The sequence below is a fragment of the Halobacteriovorax sp. JY17 genome (genome assembly GCF_002753895.1).
GTDB lineage: Bacteria > Bdellovibrionota > Bacteriovoracia > Bacteriovoracales > Bacteriovoracaceae > Halobacteriovorax.
Genome location: NZ_NJER01000002.1, coordinates 442,667 through 462,523 on the forward strand (window position 1 = coordinate 442,667; position 19,857 = coordinate 462,523).

The window sequence follows — 19,857 nt, forward strand, 5'->3', positions numbered from 1 at the left end:
CACGTACCTAACGTTATGAGATTTGCGTTAAGTGATTATTTTTCCTTCCTGTGGTTCAATAAACCAATTCTTATTTTGAAGCTCTTTTTTAATTTCTTGATAATTGCTAAAATCGAGATTTGAAAAATGAAGAGCTCTAAGAAACATATTGCAAATAGGTGAAGTTCTTCCTTTTCGAGATAAAGTTCTAAGTGCGCCAATATAATCCTCCCTGTAGACGGTAGGTATAATTAAGGAAGGATAGTTATTTGAAAGAAGCTCTCTATTTAGAATTATGCGAGAAGTCCTCCCATTACCGTCGTTGAATGGATGAATTTCACTAACAATGAAACTGAGAAATACAGCTCTTGAAATTGGCTCTAATATTGTTTGATATATTTCAAAGGCCCGTCTGAGCGTACCCTCAACGTAATCAGGCGCAACAAAATATGTATTCCCTGCTTTGTTTGGCTTTACTTTAAAATCTCCAGGGCTCTTATCATCCCTCGTAGACAATATTCTTCTATTAACCGTCTGTAGATCATTTATAAAGTCACTAGAATTGTCAGGAGAGGATTTCATGAAGTTCATATCAGAGCAAACTTCAAAAGTACCAAGGATATCGTGTGAGTCTTGGACTCTGTTTTCGATCTCTTTCTTATCAAAAATAATTTCCTCAGCCTCCTCAATTAAAAACTCTGTACCTTCTATATAATTTGAAAAGTAGCTCTCAAAGAAAGATTTATTTTCGATGTGTTCAATACTCGTAAATTGATGAGATATTTTAGGATAGGTCAATGTCTCCATGTGCGAGGCTAAATTCATAAAAAGAGCGATTCTATCAGTGTCTATTGGAAGACCTTTTGCTCTACTTATTGCTTTCGGACTTTTGAGGTCTGTAGTATTTGAGCCAAGTAGAGAACCTATGATTTTATCAAGCTTTTTAAAAGATTGAGAAAGGTTTAGCTCTACTGAAATTTCCTTTGCCTTATCCCTAAATTCATTCAATCCATTTTCACCTGTTTGCTTTAATAGTTCTTCGAGTTTTTCTTCTATATTTTTTTGATCAAGATAGCGATCATCTTCTGGCATTGATCTCGAAGTAATAAGTAGCTCCAAAAAAGCTCTTTCTTTACACGCAATATTTGCTCCCATTAAAGAATTTCTATTACCTGAAGATTCGACAACACCACGAATATGTTTGAATTTTATGCCACCAATTTCTATTAATTTTGTATTCTTTGAAACTAAGAAAATGTAACCTTCTGGAGAAGGTTTAAACTCTATAGCTGTTCTGTAACTGACCACGGATGATTTAAAACAATTTGAAACTATAATGGGCCAAGAATATCTCATTTTTTCTTTGAGTAATTGATCGTTCATAACACTAGTGTAGAGGCCTGTGTATATCTTTCGAATTTTACCTTCTGAGGATAACTTTCTTCTAAGAGTAGACGAACCAAAGTAAAAATCTTCCAACACAAAAATAGACATAAAAAACCTTTTCACATAAATATAGACTCATAGTAGCACTTATTCATAAATTCATACATATAAAAGTAAAAAGTACCACGTACCTAACGTTATGAGATTTGCGTCAGTAACGGTAAGTCGTTGTAATTACTTGAGGGGCGCCTGTCAAAAATCCTGACGGCCATTGAAGAACTTACAAGAAAGGTCTTGGGAGTAGCTTATTCTGCTATATTTAATACATCGAAAGGTTGATGCCTTTTGAATCTCTCCCCCTATTAAAAAGCAGACCTAACGGTCTGCTTTTTTGTTTTCGTTTCACCAATGAAAAACTCTTCATTAAATCGGCGGAATTTAAGACAGAAAAAATAATTCGAATTATATCCTTCAAATGCCTCGTAAGAAGATCATCCGAACACATCTTTTTCCCTACCATGTAACCATCCGAACGAATAATAAGGAGTGGTTCAAAATTCCTTTACCTGAAGTTTGGAAGATTACTCAAATTGCACTTGATAAGTGCTGTCAAAAAGTCCCAGTAGATGTTCATGCTTTTGTTCTAATGAATAATCATTACCACATGATTTTATCTACTCCTAGTTCGGACCTTGATCTTTTTATGAGGCACTTCAATCGAATGATTTCAGATATGATCAGTCGCCGAACTGGAGTTATCAACAGAAAGTTTGGTGGTCCATATAGATGGACAATTATTGATAATAGAAAATACGCTTTCAATGTTTTCCGCTACGTTTATAGAAATCCTGTGAGAGCAGGGCTTTGCAAGAGGGTGGAAGACTATCCCTTTAGCTCTTTGAATGACGATAGAGATTTTTCTTATACGACTTTTCTTGATGAGCAGCGAGAGAGTCTGATCAATTTCTTTAATAAGAATGCAAGAGAAGAAAGAGTTGAAGATATACGCAATGCTCTTCGAAAGACTTATTTTAAGCCGGCCTTGGACAAAAATACGTTAAGACCCAAGAAGATTTTAGAATATTAACGCAAGTCTCATAACATTAGGTACGTGGTACCTTTTAGGCCTTTTAGGAGAAAAGGTCTTCGAAATCTTTCATGGAGAGTTTTCCTGTAAAGAGATCTTCGTCGTCGTCGGGTAGAAGATCTTTGAAGAGTTGTTTTTTCATCTCTTGGAGTTTTAAAACTTTCTCTTCTACAGAGTCTTTAATGATAGGTCTATAAACAGTGAGTGTGTTTTGCTGACCAATTCTGTGGGCCCTATCAATCGCTTGTGATTCAACGGCCGGGTTCCACCAAGGATCCATTATAAAAACATAGCTTGCTGCAGTTAGGTTGAGTCCAACACCACCGGCCTTAAGTGATATTAGAAATACGTCACTCTTTCCACTTTGAAATTCATCAACTTGCTGTTGTCTCTTTTTGATAGACTGACTTCCATCGATTCTTGAAAGTCTCCAATGTCTATCTTTTAAAGTATTCTGAATAAGGTCTAAGTAAGTTGTAAATTGACTAAAGACAATCGTCTGATGCCCTTCTTCAATAATTTGCTCTAATTGTTCAACTAGAAATTCAATTTTTGTAGAAGCGATAGACTTGTAATTTAGATTCACAGTAGGTGATTGCCACAAGCAACTCTGCCTTAACTGGAGTAATCCTTTTAAAATTTCGCCATACTTCTTTCTGGAAGGAGAGGTCGTAATTCTTTGCTTAATTGAAACAAGATTGTTTAAATATGTCTTTCTTTCGTCTTCATCAAAATTTAAGTAAACATTATTCTCTATTTTGGGAGGTAAATCTGTTAGAACTTGATCCTTTGTTCTTCTGAGAATAAAAGGAGCCGCCGTCTTTCTAGCTGTTAGACGAGACTTTTGATTTGAAGTTGTTCTGATAAACTCAAGATCACCCCAGATACCAGGAACTGAAAGATCAATAATATTGTAGAATTCTGCAAGATCATTCTCAACAGGAGTACCTGTTAGACAAATTCTATAATCTGCTTTTATTTTTCTTGCAGCGTAAGCTCCAAGGGAGCGAATATTTTTTAAATGCTGAACTTCATCGAGAATGAGAACGTCAAAGTGCTTATCGGCGAAAGTTTCATCGATCTCTCTTTTCATTACTCCATAACTTGTAAGGATAATTTTAGTTTCCTCAGGGAAAGTTCTCTCGCCACCATGATAGATATGAATTTTCATTTTCGAAAATTTCTCTATTTCTTTTTCCCAGTTAAGTAGAATTGAAACAGGGCAAACAACTAAAACACGGTCGATTTGGTCGTGAATACTTTGAATGAAAGCAATTGTCTGCAATGTCTTACCAAGACCCATATCGTCAGCGAGACATGCACCTAATTTATTTTCATGTAAGAACTTAAGCCAGTTGTAACCTGTCTTTTGGTAAGGTCTAAGTGTTGCATCAAGATTTTCTGGAAGATCATACTCTGGAACTTCTTCTAATGTTGAAAGCCTTTCGCAAAGTCTTTCTTCTTCTGGCGTAAGAGCACCTTCGATTCCAAGTTTCTTTAACTCGAAGAGTTCAAAGATTCTCGCTCTATTAAACGGCAGAAGGAATTTCTTAAATGGTGTTTCTGCTTGCGCTTCTTCATTTCCATCTTCGACCTGAGTTCCTTCAAATTTAGTATACTTTCTCATGAACTTCATGAGGTCTTTTTGTTCTTTATTTAATAAGACAAGTCCCTTGTTAGTTAATACGAGACCCGTGTCCATATCAGCTTGCTTTATAATTTCTAAATCATCTTTAGATATATAGAGCTCGAGATCAAACCACTTTGTAGATGAAGCCCTTCTTTCAAAACGAATTTTAGAATTCCAATTCGCAAGCTCTGACTTCTCATAGAAAATAGTGACACCATAAGGGGTTACTTTATCATGGAAAGCTGAGAGTCCTTGGAAGATTGAGCTCATTGAAGCTTGGAAGAATAAAGTTTTAGATTCACTTCTGTACTCGGCGTATCTAAAAAATAATTCACCAAAATTTCTATATAAAGAAGCGATTAAGAGAGTTAAAAATTGATTATTAAAGTCGCAAATTTCTTTCTCTTCCGGATCGTAGATAAACGTCTTCTCATTACTCATAGTGTAGTTGATTAGCTCAACCCATTTATCTTTTCGGCTACTAGAATGAAGTGATTTCTTGTAATCAAAAACTTCATCTTCAATATGACTTGTGAATTGTTCAATGAATTCATAGGCATCTTTTTTCTTTTTAAAATTGGAAAGGTATCCACCTTCAAAAGAGAATGATGTTAAGAAATCTGGAGGAGAAATAATCTTCTCATTATCATCATGAAAATTAACTTCTACTTCGACGAGACCTTTTCTCGAACCTGGAGAGAGAGTGACTCTACAGCCTGCATTGATTTCTCTTACCTGATCCAGAGGAATACCATCAATAACGACTTCACACTTTTCAGAAAGCTCTTTATGCATGGCCATCTTAATAAGATCATTTGTCGTAAGATTTGTTCCTCTTATTTTAACTTTTTGAATGAGTGTTTTTAAATCACTCGTTAAGTGAAAGGCCTCACCACTAGTCCAGTCAAAGAGGTAGAGATTTTCAAATAGTGAAACCTCATCAATTATGGACTCGTCATCTCTCTTATGTTGAAACTTAAGTCTAGGATAGCTTCTCTCTTCATTTGGACTAAAAATATTTAAAATCAACTTACCTTGGAAATTTTCAGGTAGTGGGAAATTCACAACTTTCTTATTATGTAGCAGATATTGAAGTGAAGAGTAAGTCGCAGTAGTAGAAGCGCCCTGCAGTTCTCCAGGAGCTTTTAGAATTGTTCCGTACTCTAAAACGTTAACACCATTTAGTCCAAAATTTGGAATCGGCGGTGAAGATTCATCTTTTGGTTTTTCGCCTTCAAGTTGAAGATGATAGCCTAAATAGAGAGCCGCTGTATGGCAGCAATGGCCTTCTGCACTCCAATCATGACAATCACAATTAGACGATAGAGGACCTTCTTCTGTTCCCTCGAGTCTTTTCTTGTAGACGATTTTACATTCGTGGGTTCTATCGTGCTTCACAATTCCAGAGACAATGTAATACGTTTCCGGACTGCCTTTTATAAAAGATAGGTTTACCTTTGAGAGGCTTAGAAACTTCTTAGCGTTTGAAATATCTATTTCTTTGAAAAAGCTGCGAGCAGAGTTTTCTAGATATTCAGGAAGAATGAAAATATCTTGAAGCATATTATAAGTTCCTAATTTTTAAAGCCTATATTGTATCGTGAATCCTCCTAAAAATATACCTCGGCATATAAGTTAATGAGATAGTTGACTAAAACAGTCTTTATTTTGAAAAGTTTGTTTAAGAAGAATTGCCTTATATCAGCTCGTTAGCTTATTGAAGCCTTTATTCATTAAGAATTAAAAAACTATCAAGAATCACTATCAAATGAAATTTAGTTTGCGTAACTTTTTTAAGTAAGAAGTTTTACTTTATTATCGCTTATAGTGGATCATTCTTATTTAGGAAGACTTCTGTTTTTTTTAATCATGATGTATTATTACCATATGAATAAAATTTTATATATAGACGACTCAAAAGAAAATTTAGAAAGATTCCACTATAAGCTTAATGACCTCTTTGAACTTACTTTGTGTGAGTGTCCTTTGGAAGGTTTTGAACTTGCAAGAGAAAATGATTACGACCTCATCTTAGCAGATATATTAATGCCTAAAATGAATGGACTTCAATTCTATAGAGAAGTGACGAGAGCTCCGTGGTACGCAAGTACACCAATTGTTTTAAAGTCCCTCAGTCAAGATGAATCAATAAAATTAGAGGCCTTAGAAATTACTAAAACTGATTTTCTAACTCATGGAATGAGCTTTGAAGAAATTGGTCTTCGCTTACAAAATCAAATTCACAGACATAGAAGTAATAAGAGAGTCAGCCTTGGGTTTTCTCTAATCCTTGATGTTGATAATATTCAGGCCCTCTTTGAAAACGAATGTCTGGGGTTAACAAAGCAAGAATTTAAAATTCTAAAAACGCTTTCGGCAAAGAAGCTTAGAAGTAAGAGGGATTTGGTTGAATCTGTCTGGGGTGAGGGGTGCTCTGTTGATGATAATAATATCAACACACATTTAGTAAATCTTAGAAAGAAGCTAGAGGTGACTCCGCATAGAGTTGTGAATATTAGAAATAAAGGATTTCTTCTCTCTGTTGATAATCAAGAGAATCTAAAATAGAAAGACGCTCAAGCGAGCGTCTTTTTCTGCTGTTTTCATATCACTTTTCTTTAGCGCATTTACGAGGCGAAAGTGCTACGCCTGCGGTACTAAATTCTTAGTACTCCTTAATTATATAGATTTTATTGGTTAATTAGCAGTTAAGTTGTAGTTAACTAAGTGAAGTTTAGAGGTCAATAAAGTTAATTTTGTTAAGAATATTAAGGAAGTGAGATTACGTCTTGATGCTTATTACATTATGTGGTATAGTGTAACTCTGGGGTCGTTGTAATGATAGTTAGTTTTCAGGGAAAAATAGCAAATGATATATGGACTACTAATCGTTCGAAGTCTTTACCAAAGGACTTCTGGGTAAGAGCTAAGGCAATATTAACGATTATGCATTCAACTAGTACAATTGAAGATTTAAAAATAAAAGGACAACCTCCAAATATCCGTCTACACAAATTACAAGGTGATAGGAGTGAGTTTTGGAGTGTCACTATAAAATTGCCTTGGTGTATCACGTTCAAATTTAAAAATGGAGAGTTCTCGGAGGTAAGAATTGAAAACTATCACAAGTGAGGTTATTTATGATTTCTAATCCATTGCCAATGCATCCAGGAGAAGTTCTTTCATCTGTGTATATGGTTGAGTTGGGCCTAAACCAAACATCACTTGCTGAGTTGTGTGGATGCGCTCCTCGTAAGATAAATGAAATTGTTAATAAAAAAAGAAGCATTTCACCGGCCTTTGCTATTATTCTTGAAAAAAAGCTCGGAACAAGTGCTGAGATGTGGGTTCGTATGCAAGCAGACTACGACCTATGGGATGCAAGGCAGAAGGTCGCTTAGTTTTTTGAAACTCTTAAAATAACAAAGCCCCTAAAAAGGGGCCCTGATATTAAATAATTTGATAAGTCTTCTATTCTTTGTCTACGTATGACTTAAGCATCTTAGCTCTAGACGGGTGTCTAAGTTTTCTAAGGGCCTTAGCCTCGATCTGACGAATACGCTCTCTTGTAACGAAGAAATCTTGACCAACTTCTTCAAGAGTGTGATCTGACTTTTCACCGATACCAAAACGCATTCTAAGAACTTTCTCTTCTCTTGGTGTAAGAGTTGAAAGAACAGAACGAGTTTGTTCAGAAAGAGTCACACTCATAACAGCGTCAGCTGGAGAGATGATCTTCTTATCTTCGATGAAGTCACCAAGTGAGCTATCTTCTTCTTCACCAATTGGTGTTTCAAGAGAGATTGGCTCTTTGGAAATCTTTTGAACTTTCTTAACTTTATCAACTGGAAGTTCCATTCTCTCAGCAATTTCTTCTGGAGTAGGCTCACGTCCAAGCTCTTGAATCAGTTGTCTAGAAGTTCTAACCATCTTGTTGATTGTCTCAATCATGTGAACTGGGATACGAATAGTTCTTGCTTGGTCAGCAATCGCTCTTGTAATCGCCTGACGAATCCACCAAGTGGCATAAGTCGAGAATTTATAACCACGACGATACTCGAATTTATCAACGGCCTTCATTAGACCGATATTTCCTTCTTGAATAAGATCAAGGAATTGTAATCCTCTGTTTGTATATTTCTTAGCGATAGAAACAACGAGTCTTAGGTTGGCCTCAACAAGTTGAGACTTGGCAACGTCGGCCTTTGTTTCACCCTTAAGAATGATGTTATAAACGTCTTCGATATCAGTGAATTCCATTCCTGCATCTAGACTTAGTCTACGAAGTTTTCTGATAACGTCTTCTTGATTTCTAATTAACTGCTCAATCTTAGCGTCAGTAGTGTAGAGATCTTTTGCAAGACGTCTCTTGAAAGCATCGTCTTCAAGAACTTTTTCGTAGAGAACTTTGTAATCGTCAGCACCTTCAACTTCTAGGAATTTAAAAATACGATCTTGTTGTTCGTATAATTCCTTAAATTGTAGGAAGTATTTCTTTACTGGTTCAACAAAGCTATTGATAATTTTTCTGTTGAAAGTAAGGTCAGCAAGACGAAGAGCAAGCCCATCCATCTTCTTCTTTTCTTCCTGAGTGTATTCTTTAATTGTACCGTCTTCATTTTCAACTCTATTTAATAGAGAGTCTAGTCCGTTACAAACAGAGTAAATCTCTTCACGAACTTTTGCGATATCAGCGTTAGATGATTCGTCATCAAGACCACGAACTAATTCTTTGACGAACTCATTTTGATTCTCTTGAGTTTCGACTCTTTCTTTTAGTTTGATGATCTCTTTAATTGCGTGAGTTGACTTTACTGCTGAAAGAATAATTTCTCTTTCACCTTCTTCGATTTCTTTTGCAATAACAACCTCTCCTTCACGTGTAAGGAGGGCTACAGATCCCATTCTCTTAAGATATAACTTAACTGGATCTGTTGAAGCAGACTTGAGCTCAGCTCTTTCTTCTTTTGAAAGTGTCTCTTCGATAATTTCTGTACCGTCTAAGCGGATACCTTCATCTTCTTCCTCAGAGGTTTCATCCTGAATATCAATACGCATTTCTTGAATTTTAAGCATAATTTCGTCGATGGCCTCTGGCTCGACAATGCTTGCTGGAATTGCGTCATTAATTTCTTCAGCTGTTAGGTAAGACTGGTCTTTCCCTTTGATGAGTAACTTTGAGAAATCTTTTGAATTAATAAATACGGTAACAATCGACATTTATTTTCCCCCGGGGGTTTTATGTTTTAAAGCTTTCACTTTAATAATTTCTTTTTCTATAATTAGCAGCTCATTCATAAGCTCATTAATTTCTTCATTCGTCGTACAAGACTTCTTTCTCATTTTAACTTCATCTTTTTTCAAAGTGAGTTTCGTGATTTCAAGTTTCTTTCTAATATCAAAAATTATTTTAGAAACAGCTTTATCATCATGAGAAATTGCACGATAATTTTTTAATGCCGTTGCAATCACTTCTTTTAATGCACTAGAGAAAGTTCCATTCTTAGTGAAATTAGAAACGATGGGAACAAATTCACTCTCGTCAATTTCATAAAATAATTCTTTAAGTCTAGTAATGTATTTTTGTACCTCATTTGAGGACACATAATCAAGTAATTCCCCGATTTTATCGCTAGTTAGGCACTCTGGGTGCTTGATTAGTTCAGAGAGAAAAGTGGTCTCAATTTTGCTTAAAGCAGGTGCTTCAATTGTTTCGAGTTCACCTGTTAGGTATTGCATCTCTTCAAAAGAAATTTCTTCGTGAAAAGATTCAGTGATAAGCCCTTCTGGTTCGTCCATTGGGGGCGGGGCGAAGTTGGTAGGCGCTTGATTTCCAGAGAGAAATTCTTTGTAGTTACTAATAATTTGAGTAGCTTCAGACTTCAGGCCAATAGTTCTTGCTGCTTGTGCGGCGCGCTCTGTTGCCGCAAGACTGGCCTTCAAAGGTGAGAGGATAGAGAAGACTTGGTTTAAAATTGCTAACTGAGCATCGAGAAGCTCAGGAACTCTATCTGGAATGACTCTTTCAATTTGAACATCAATGAAGGCCTTGGCCTGATCGATTCTCTTTTGCAGTTCAACAGATCCTTCAGCATTTAAGAAGTCATCTGGGTCTTTATGAGGGGCGAGGTCGACAAACTTAGCAGTAATGCCTACATCGAGGCATTGCTTATTAATTCTCTCGGCCGCATTCCAACCTGCATTGTCGTTATCGAGAGCTAGATAAATATTCTTTGTGAGCGCCTTCAGTTTAACAAGCGAGCTATCACCCATGGCAATTCCTTGAATCCCCACTGAGTTTGTAAATCCTTTGTTAAATAGCGCGATTTGGTCCATATTTCCTTCAACTAAGACGACAGCATCCTTGCTTCTGATACTACTCTTTGCAAGGTGTAGTCCATAAAGGATGTGCTTCTTCTTAAAGATGAAAGACTCTAGGGAATTCATGTACTTAGCTTTCTGATAATCAAAAACTGCACGACTAGTGTAACCGACAACTTGGCCGTATTGGTCCCAGATAGGGAAGATAATTCGGTCTCTAAAAGTGTCATAGTGGGACTTAGAGTCATTCTTGTCGACTCTGATAAGGCCTAGCTCTTTAGCGATAGTGAGAGCGAAGTCGCGCTCTTTTTGGTCTGGAATAGAAGAGAGATAGCTTGTGAGCTTACTATCTTTTGGGGCGTAGCCAAGGTTATAGGTTTTGGCGATATCGGTAGAGAGACCACGGTTTTTAATAAATTTCTGATACTCTTCGAAGCGTCCTGACTCGGCAATTCTCTGGTAGAGTTGGCTACTCTTTGTCAGAATTTTTTCGGCCATTAGAACTTTTGGTGGTTTTGCTTTTTGTTGATTGTAATCATCAAAATTAATTCCGTGATTCGTACAAATTTCTTTAAGGGCCTCAATAAAATCTAAGTTCTTATAGTTGATAACGAAGTCGATAGCATTGCCACCAGCTTCACAAGCAAAGCATTTATAACGACCACGGGAATCGGTCACATTCATTGAGGGTTTGTGGTCATTGTGAAAAGGACAAACAGAAAGTGCGGTAGTACCTTTTTTAGTTACAGTTATATAGTCTCCGACGATTGCGGAGATGGGAATTTCTGTAACAATTCTTTCTTTAAGGTCCTTAAGGGACATGGGCCTCTAGTCCTTTTTCTTAGATACTAATTCAAATGCTTTAATTTTAATTCCTTTCTTAAGAAAGATATTTTCAAATTTAGTAGTAAAGCTCGCCAAGAAGTGTTCAGGTATTTCTTCGCGTAGATTATCAGTAGACATGACAACTTCAAATTGTTCATTGGCATTCATGACTTCTTTCATAAATTCAGCGTAACCATCGTGATCAGTCTTGATTAAAATTCTACCACCAGGTTTTAGAACTTTATAGGCTTGATTGAGAAATGGCTCTTGAAAGAGTCTCTTCTTTTGATGTCTAGTCTTAGGCCATGGGTCAGGAAAGAAATAGAAGATTTGATCAAGTTCATTCTCTTCAAAGAGAAAGTGAATCCTCTCGCCCTTGCCTCTTAGGTATTTAAAATTCTTTGTCGGGTGAGCGGCCAGTTTTCTTGCGAGAGAAAAACTTCTCTTAAATCTATAATCAAGACCAATGAAATTTACATCAGGATTCTTTTCAGAAAATTCCATCATGAAATGACCAAAGCCAGTTCCAATTTCTAAATAAAGAGGAGCTTCTCTTTTGAAAGCTTCTTTATTCCACTTTCCTTTCATCAATTCAGCTTCATGGTCTCTGTAAACAAAGTCCTTAAACTCATCGAGCTTGTCGCTGTATGGATTTTTAGTAGTGTATTTGAACTCATCACTATAAGTGAGATCGACCATATATTCCCCAAAATGTCTGAATTTTCCAGTGTTTCTAACTAGCACGCAAGGGGTCGAAGATCAAGATGAACTCCTTGAATAAAGTAATGTAATTAATACAGCCCTAGGGTCTTCGTGGGATTCTCTATTTACGAAATATTAGCCTGTTAAGGGAGAAGTTCAAGAAAACTATTACGTCACGGTGGGTTGATTTTGTCCCACCGTCAAATTGTATTGAGAGGATTATGCTTTCCATTTAAAAGAAGGAAAATTTAAATTAAACAGGGCGTTAGATGAAGATTTCATATGTGTTTACTTTATTACTATTGCTTTCAGTCTCCAGTCATGGGTTTGAAAGAGAGGTTAGAGTACCCGGGGGAGGTGGGAGTTCTACAGTCACGCCGACAGTTTCAATACCTAAGTTTGAAGTCAATACATTACAGAGCATGAATAAGGCAGAGTCTACTTCAAAAGAGGTTGAACAGCTATCTAAGTCAAATATTAAAAAACTTGCGTTTGATCCACTTCTTAGAGTGGTAGGAAATAAAGGAGGTTTCACGACCTCATTTAAAATGGACCTTCCACCATTCTTTCTATCTTTAAAAGAAATAGAGTTTTCTTACTTTACTCAATATAGAGACTTTTCATTTCTTGGAAATGGCTGGAGATGGAATATTCCAAAGATGTCCAATAGAGAGTCAGTGAATTATCTACCTCATACAGCGGAAGGGATACTTGGAGATGGGGATCTTAAAGAAGTTGATTTCTCTAAAGATGATATTAGAGATCATGTTGAAAGTATTCTAAGAGATGAAAATCAAAACTTCGAAAACTTAGACTTTAATATTTTTCAAATAAATTACAGTAGCAATGAGAATTACTTTATTAGACTTAATAATCACTACCTTGGTTGGATCGTTCTAATTCCAAATGGAGAGAGGTGGATTTTCAACAAAAACGGAGACCCTATAAAAGTCTTTGATAAGTATGGTCATAGCATCACAATGAAATGGAATGGGAAATATTTATCGAAGATTTCTTACTCAAATAATACGCAGGTTCACTTTGAATATACCAGTGGAAATTTAACTCTGATTAAGCAGGAGAACTCTAGTGAAGAGAGATCTTTTGAAATTCGATATGATGAAAACCGTTTAAAGTATGCCTCCTATATCGGTGGCGTAATGCCAAAATTTCAAGGTGAGTACCGAGACCTTTATCAAGAGATTGAAGTTAGCGATAAAGTCCTTGAAGTAAATGACTACAAATCAGCTAGAGGTGTTAAAGCTTCGGAAGGTTTTGAGGATTTTATAAAATTTGAGTTTGAAAAATATGAAAATTCAATAAACTCTATAATCAATGGACAAAGGTATTATAATAATTGGCATGGTGGGTACTACGAGCACTTTGTAAATGATGAGCACAGACCACCACATATAAATAGCAAGCTTGATTCTGTTCCTTTCACTGTTTCTAATCAAGTTATTCCTGCAGAATTTAAGCCTTACACCATAAAAGTGACAATGTCAGATACGTGGGATGAAAAGAAAAAACTTCACGTCATACAAAATCATTTCAATGTCATAAATAAAAGGGCGCTTTTCTTGGTTGATATGAATAATGATGGGGAAAAGGATCTTGTCTCTTGTCCTGTGAAAGAGATCTCAGGAAACTTTGCTAAAAACATTCTCAAGTCTTTAAAAAGGGAGTCTTTACAAAACAGTCTAGGGAAGGGCCTCGTTGGATACTCATCATGGAGGGGACAAGGATTCAAATTATTGAGTAAAGAAAGAGGAGAGTTTAGCTGTAATGAAAATACTTTCTTTTTAGATTGGAATAGAGATGGGCGAATTGATGTACTTAATTTATCTGAACTATATTTGAACCAAAGAGATGGTTTTAAAAAGGAAGTTGTTGAGTTAAGTGAGTTAAGAAAGAGATTTGTTTCTTTTGTGAACGATAATTCTAAGAAAGAGGACTTAGTCATTAGAGATTTAGATAGAGATGGAATCTTTGAAATTTATGATGCTGAGAAAATGAAGAATAAGTCAGTGCAGTTAAAACAGAATATTGGTCTGCTTTCATCTCTCTACAGTCCATTTGGTGGGAGAGTCGATATTAAATATCAAATTTATCAAAAGAATTCTCTTCTTCCTGTCGAATTTAAATATATTGGTGATGAAAGAGTTGAGACGGAGAGCGTTTATTATCGTTCACCAAAAGAGGATAGTGCTTTTGAAGAAATTGTTCATGTGAGAAGAAATGGCAAGGAAACAATCTCCGTGAATAGAAAGATTTACTGTGATGTTACAAATAGTGGAGAAATAGAGTCGATAAAAACACGAAACACGCTTTGCCTTTCAATAAATTATGATTCAATTACTTCATATAATTACTTTAAAGATAGAGAGAGTGATTATAAAGAAGAGCAAGATGAATTTTACAATGACATAAATTTTTCGAGACAACTTGTAAGACCAGCTAACTTTGATGTTAGACCAAATATTAATATTCCCTTTATAAATCCAGGACGGCCATTTAATCTAAGTACTATAGATAGAGGATTTTCCTCCGGAAGAAGAAAGGGAAAGGGGAGAGATGATATAGGACTATCAAACTATGATCCAAGTAAAGTTGAATTGAAATCAGAGCGTTTGGAATTGACTATTGGTAACGGCGTTACTCCACATGGTGTAAGCTTTAATAAGATGTATAAGTCTATTGATGGACGAAAAGTCTTAGTGAGAAATAATAAGAGCAAGTTCTATGAAGAATATATATCTGGGAAAAAGAATATATTTTTAAAGAGCTCAACTTTACTTTCTTATAAAAAGGGAGTCATCGTTAAAACTACTTCAAGTAAAAAGGGGCATAGAAAAGATCTTGTTTTTAATGTGAATTATGACCATTTTGAAAAAGGGATCGACAAGGTTGTAAATAATTCTCTGTACAAGTCTGGAGCGACTCAAAGACTCTCTGTGAAAAAGTATGAGTATGAAATTGATCTCTTAAGGCCCGTTGGTATAAGAACATTTTTAAATAATGAAGCTATAACTCCTATCAATATTGAAAGTATTAATTATGACAAAGAGGGACGAGTTGTAAGAAAGGGTGTGTTTAATAATGTTCTTTCTGAATACTCTTACAGAGATCAGTCTCCACTTCTAATTTCTAAGATTGAAAATGGAAAGACTTTAAAATACTCATATGGACAAGTCACAGGTTTCTTAAAGAATTCTGAAATTGATGGTGTGGTAAAGAGTTATAGCTACTCTAGTGATGGATTTCTTTTACAGATTAATGCAGATGATACAAGTATCTATACTTTTACTTCTCCGGAAATGACGAGTACAAGATTTCCCGTTAGGTTTAGCAGACACTTTCATGAGATAAAGAATGATGTAAGCTTCTCGCATGAATTAGATTCCATGGGAAGAGTTAAAAAGTCCCAGAAAAATGGGAGCGAGGTAGTCAAAAGATTTGAATACTCTCTTTTTGGAAACCTCTTATCTCATGATAACGGAAGAGTCCAAACTAGATATTATAATAGTTCATCTTGTTCTTCGGAGAGTCAGATGTCTTCTCGCTCGGGAGATGTACTGTCTAGCAGTAAAAGATGCCAAAAAGGCTTGAGCGAGTCTTCGAAAGTAAATGGAGTTTTAGGTCATATAAAGTATGCGGACAACGATGTCTCAGAATCAAAATATGGATCAATGCTTATTAATCCTATATTTAATGAGAGAAGAGAGCTTACTGAATTTGAACAACTTCCATTTCATTGGGGAAGAAATGTTGAAGGCGAATCTATTGAGCAAATATTTAAATTTAGTGAAAACTCAAATATTCTTCGTCGTAAATATCATAATAGAGAGAAGAAACTTGTTGACGAGTATGGTAGCTCTTTTAAATTTAATAAATATGATCAAATAGTAGAAGCTAATTCTAATAGAGATGGTAATCATATCCTAAATGAATCTTATCTTTATGATAGCGGTGCTCTTAATTCGGCTAGACTTGGTGAAATATTTTTTAACTATAACTATCAAAGTGGATTGGTTAATAGTGTGACATTTTTAACTGATAAAATTGAATTTAAGTATGATGATTATTTTAGACCTATTGAAAAGAGATGGGGAGCACACTTAGAAGGTCGTTCTTATGAGAATGGCCTAGTTTCTAGGATTGATCCATTTGTTGTTAATGTAGAGAGAGGAGCGCTTCAAGAAGTTGAGAGATTAACTTTCTCTAATGGAGTGAGTCTTAAGTATAAGATTGATGAGCTTGGTCGAAGTCTTGGTGTTGAAATAGAAAATAAAGGACATACTATTTATGAGTCAAATATTACTTACACATCTTTTTCAAAGATCTCTCAAGTGAAGCAAGAGTTCTTCTCAAGAGGAACGAAAAAAGAATATCAATATAAGAAAGATATAGTTAGCGAAGTGGTTCATAACAATCTTTATAGACCAGATCTTGCTCAAATTTCTGTAAAGAAAGATATTACTCAAGATTATAGATTAACAATAGATCATCCAGAAAAGCTTGCTCGGAATGAAACTCTTCAAGCAGAGAGTGTTGGAAAGTATAAAGTTGAATATATTAATGATATGCCTGTTAAAATCTCTCATGAAGATAAAGTCATTCATCAATTCTTTACAGCATCAGGAGAAATGAAGGGAAGTTGTCTTGGTTTAGATAAGTTAGACCCAGAATCTAGTCATTGTTGGATGAAAATTGATAATGACCATTTTAAAGTTATGGGTGATAACTTATCTCTTGTTCGCGTAGAGGGAAGGCCTATAGGTGTTTCTTTTAATGAGAAATTTTTCCCAGGAATCTTTAGTTATAGAGGGAGTTTACTAGGTCTTTTAGATAGTGAGTCTGGAGAACTTTTATTTGTAAGAGAGTTTTCAGATTATGGTGTAAAGAGAGTTGAGTTTAATCCAAGTTTAGGTAGAATAGAGCTAAAGAAGGTAAGAGAACTTGAGTCAAAACTCGTTTGGAGTTTTGCTCACCTTTTTGAAAATCCATTCTTATCAGGTGAAGGATTATACTTTTCTAGTTCTAGAACATTGAGCTCTCATCACGGTGAGTGGCTAACTTTTGATCCGATGTTAAAATGGAGTCCAGAGAACTTAATCAAGAATCCAACAGATATGAATGGGCTAAAATATGTAAATGGAGATCCCGTTAACCTTGTTGATCCGAGTGGGCATTTTGCTATATCAGCAACAGCTCTTGGAGCAGGTATGTTCATTGGAGGTGCATTTGGTGGAATTTCTGCTTACATGGTATCAAACGGTAATATTTCAACAGCCCAATTAGTTCAGGCGACATTGATTGGTGCTGGAGCTGGAGCAGCTGGAGTTGTTGCTGGTGCTTCTAGCTTGGGAGCATTGGCCCTAAGTGGTGTTAATGGTTTGATAGGTGGTGCTACAAATATTGCATCTCAATTATCAAGTGGAACTTCGTTTGTTGACTTAAATGTAAACCATGCTGCCATTTCAGCTGGAATTGGGCTGACATCAGGCTTAATTGGGATGGGAATAGGAAATCGTGCCTTTTTGAATACACCAGTAATTGGCAATACTTTAGGAAGTATAAATTCTCTGACTAATGGACAAGCTGCAGGAGTCATGGCAGGAAGCATCTCTGGTGGTGTAATGAGTTCGTTTTCAGATAATTATTTTAGTGGAGATACAAATTATGGTAATTCTTCAAGTGGGTTAAACCCTGACAATTACAGCTTTGGTAATTATACTTTTTAAATATGGAGTCATGATGGAATCAAATATTTTAGGAATCATATTTTTCGCTTTGTTAATTCTATGTACTAATATATCAGTGTTCATATTTTTGAGAAATGTGAAAAAAGGCCTATATACAAATAAATTTACTAAAAGAGGGCTTCGTACTGTTTATTTCTTTTTTGGCATTGGCTTTTTAGCCGAAGCATTTATTATCTTTGCTATTCTATACAAGTATAGTTACTCATTATGACTAAAGAACAATTAGATATTTACGTTGGTTATTTCTTAATATTGCTATTCCCAATGTTAGAATTAGTTCTGTTTAATATTATCAAAAAAACATGGAGTAACTTTAAACTTAGATCAAGGAACTATTTGTTTATTTTTTGTATGGTTGTTGGGGTTGCATCATGGGTTGTAATCGTCATTTCACAACTTTATAAAGTTGGATACCTAGCCTAAAAGACTAGTTTAAGGGCTCACCATTTCAACATCACTGGCTTGAATCTGCCCATAGTAATTTACCGTCATAGTAATGCTTTTATGTCCTAGAAGGGCCTGCAGAGCTTACTTAATTATTTTTTAGAGAGTTGAGTTTAATCCAAGTTTAGGTAGAATAGATCTTAAGAAAGCAAAAGAACTTGAGTCAAAACTACTTTGGAGTTTTGCTCACCTTTTTGAAAATCCATTCTTATCAGGTGAAGGATTATACTTTTCTAACTCTAGAACATTGAGCTCTCATCACGGTGAGTGGCTAACTTTTGATCCGATGTTAAAATGGAGTCCAGAAAACTTAATCAAGAACCCAACAGATATGAATGGGTTAAAATATGTTAATGGAGATCCCGTTAATCTTGTTGATCCGAGTGGGTATGCTAGCTATGCCGCTAATCTTGAAAGAAGAAGGCAAGCAAGTCGTAGCATGGTTAATAAGGGGGTTAAGTTTGCGACCAGTCTTGCAATCGGTAGTGAGTTTGTAAGAAATGTATCAAAAGTCGGCCTTGGGGTTACCTTTGGAGAGTTGATTAAAAGTAGTGGTAATGTGGCAACACTTGGAAGGTTAGGTACTGTTGGTAATTTTGCAATAACGACAGCATTAAAGTCAGCTATGGTCGGAGGGTCATTCTGGGCAGGTACACAAGTTGGAAATATGTTTGGTGCTTGGGTGGATACTATGGCAGACAACAGCCCCAATTCATTCCTTAATGATATTGGGTTTGGTTCTGGAGATTTCAACTCTACACCTAAAGACACATTTTCAATAAGTGATACATTTGATTCGTACTTTGGTGGTGAAAATGAAGATAATTCAAGCTCTGGTGGCTTAAACTCAGATAATTATTCATTTGGAGATTATTCGTTTGATTAAGGAAATATTATGACTGATTCAATTTTACATAAACTTGGATTTTCTAAAAGGTTTTACACTGGTGCGTTTCTGGGCTTAACAAGCCTTATCTCTGCTTGGGTAATATGGAGTTACTTATCTTCGGGGTATCAGGGAATAACATTTATTTTAGTCTTATTCGGGATTCTAACACCTATTTTAGTCTTTAGATCAATTAAATGCCCAAAATGTAAGAACAGGTTTCTGTGGAATTTCTTCAATAACTCAAAGGTAACTCCTAAGGGCTTTAGTCCATTCAAATCCCCTTTTTGTCCTGAGTGTGGCCATAACCCATAAGGTAACTATGAATAAGATTAAATTTCACTTGATGTTCTTGGTTATAATTTACTTGGTTGGAGTAATTTTTTTATTCTTCTCAGGAAGTATGATCGGGATAGAGATAACTAAAAAGAACTGGCACTATTATCTAGTAATTTGGCCACTTGTTATTGGAGCACTTGAGTTGATATTATGTTTCTTTTGGGAAAAATTTGATAAAAGTGGTATTGGTAAACTTTATAACTCCTTACCATCCTTGGTTAAAGGAGCGTTACTTATTATCTTAGTTATGATAACTCTCTTTTTGATCATGTACATTGCAGACAAATTCAATATATCTATTTGATTCTTTAGTTGTATGGACTAACCATTTCCACATCACTCGCTTGAATCTGCCCATAGTAATTTACCGTCATAGTAATGCTTTTATGTCCTAGAAGGGCCTGCAGAGCTTACTTAATTATTTTTTAGAGAGTTGAGTTTAATCCAAGTTTAGGTAGAATAGAGTTAAAGAAGGTAAAAGAACTTGAGTCAA

Annotated in this window: 11 protein-coding genes; 6 read left to right on the forward strand and 5 right to left on the reverse strand. The window is 35.5% G+C overall.

The window, feature by feature from the left end; translation table 11 throughout:
- Positions 1–27: 27 nt before the first annotated feature.
- Positions 28–1,473 (reverse strand): Fic family protein, encoded by a 1,446-nt coding sequence (locus tag CES88_RS10425; protein WP_290734077.1) that lies wholly within the window; start codon positions 1,471–1,473, stop codon positions 28–30.
- Positions 1,474–1,840: 367 nt separating this feature from the next.
- On the opposite strand from CES88_RS10425, the gene CES88_RS10430 reads away from it, so the two are divergent.
- Positions 1,841–2,452 carry a transposase gene (locus CES88_RS10430; RefSeq protein WP_290734080.1) on the forward strand — a complete coding sequence of 204 codons (612 nt, stop codon included), beginning with the start codon at positions 1,841–1,843 and terminating at the stop codon, positions 2,450–2,452.
- A gap of 43 nt (positions 2,453–2,495) precedes the next feature.
- Here CES88_RS10430 and CES88_RS10435 read toward each other — a convergent pair whose 3' ends face one another.
- Positions 2,496–5,645 (reverse strand): DEAD/DEAH box helicase, encoded by a 3,150-nt coding sequence (locus CES88_RS10435; RefSeq protein WP_290734082.1) that lies wholly within the window; start codon positions 5,643–5,645, stop codon positions 2,496–2,498.
- 324 nt (positions 5,646–5,969) lie between these two features.
- Between CES88_RS10435 and CES88_RS10440 the strand changes: the two genes are divergently transcribed.
- The 3 genes from CES88_RS10440 to CES88_RS10445 all read left to right on the forward strand — a co-directional run bounded on the left by CES88_RS10440 (position 5,970) and on the right by CES88_RS10445 (position 7,483).
- Positions 5,970–6,650 carry a response regulator transcription factor gene (locus tag CES88_RS10440; protein ID WP_290734084.1) on the forward strand — a complete coding sequence of 227 codons (681 nt, stop codon included), beginning with the start codon at positions 5,970–5,972 and terminating at the stop codon, positions 6,648–6,650.
- A 270-nt stretch (positions 6,651–6,920) separates the two neighbouring features.
- Positions 6,921–7,214 carry a type II toxin-antitoxin system RelE/ParE family toxin gene (locus tag CES88_RS16650; RefSeq protein WP_365992941.1) on the forward strand — a complete coding sequence of 98 codons (294 nt, stop codon included), beginning with the start codon at positions 6,921–6,923 and terminating at the stop codon, positions 7,212–7,214.
- Between the two features lie 8 nt (positions 7,215–7,222).
- The gene (locus tag CES88_RS10445) at positions 7,223–7,483 is read left to right on the forward strand and encodes a HigA family addiction module antitoxin (RefSeq protein ID WP_290734086.1); all 261 of its coding nucleotides are present in this window, start codon (positions 7,223–7,225) and stop codon (positions 7,481–7,483) included.
- Between the two features lie 70 nt (positions 7,484–7,553).
- Here the strand turns inward: CES88_RS10445 and rpoD are convergent, their stop codons facing one another.
- The 3 genes from rpoD to trmB are packed head-to-tail and all read right to left on the reverse strand — an operon-like array spanning position 7,554 to position 11,927.
- The gene (rpoD, locus tag CES88_RS10450) at positions 7,554–9,302 is read right to left on the reverse strand and encodes an RNA polymerase sigma factor RpoD (protein ID WP_290734088.1); all 1,749 of its coding nucleotides are present in this window, start codon (positions 9,300–9,302) and stop codon (positions 7,554–7,556) included.
- Positions 9,303–11,225, reverse strand: a complete 1,923-nt coding sequence (dnaG, locus tag CES88_RS10455; protein WP_290734090.1) for a DNA primase — start codon at positions 11,223–11,225, stop codon at positions 9,303–9,305.
- A gap of 6 nt (positions 11,226–11,231) precedes the next feature.
- Positions 11,232–11,927: a tRNA (guanosine(46)-N7)-methyltransferase TrmB gene (gene trmB, locus CES88_RS10460; RefSeq protein WP_290734092.1), complete on the reverse strand. Its 696-nt coding sequence runs from the start codon at positions 11,925–11,927 to the stop codon at positions 11,232–11,234.
- A gap of 272 nt (positions 11,928–12,199) precedes the next feature.
- Here trmB and CES88_RS10465 point away from each other — a divergent pair, with 272 nt between their 5' ends.
- Positions 12,200–17,674, forward strand: a complete 5,475-nt coding sequence (locus CES88_RS10465; RefSeq protein ID WP_290734094.1) for a VCBS repeat-containing protein — start codon at positions 12,200–12,202, stop codon at positions 17,672–17,674.
- Between the two features lie 712 nt (positions 17,675–18,386).
- Positions 18,387–19,025 carry a hypothetical protein gene (locus tag CES88_RS10470; RefSeq protein ID WP_290734096.1) on the forward strand — a complete coding sequence of 213 codons (639 nt, stop codon included), beginning with the start codon at positions 18,387–18,389 and terminating at the stop codon, positions 19,023–19,025.
- The last annotated feature ends 832 nt before the right edge of the window (positions 19,026–19,857 follow it).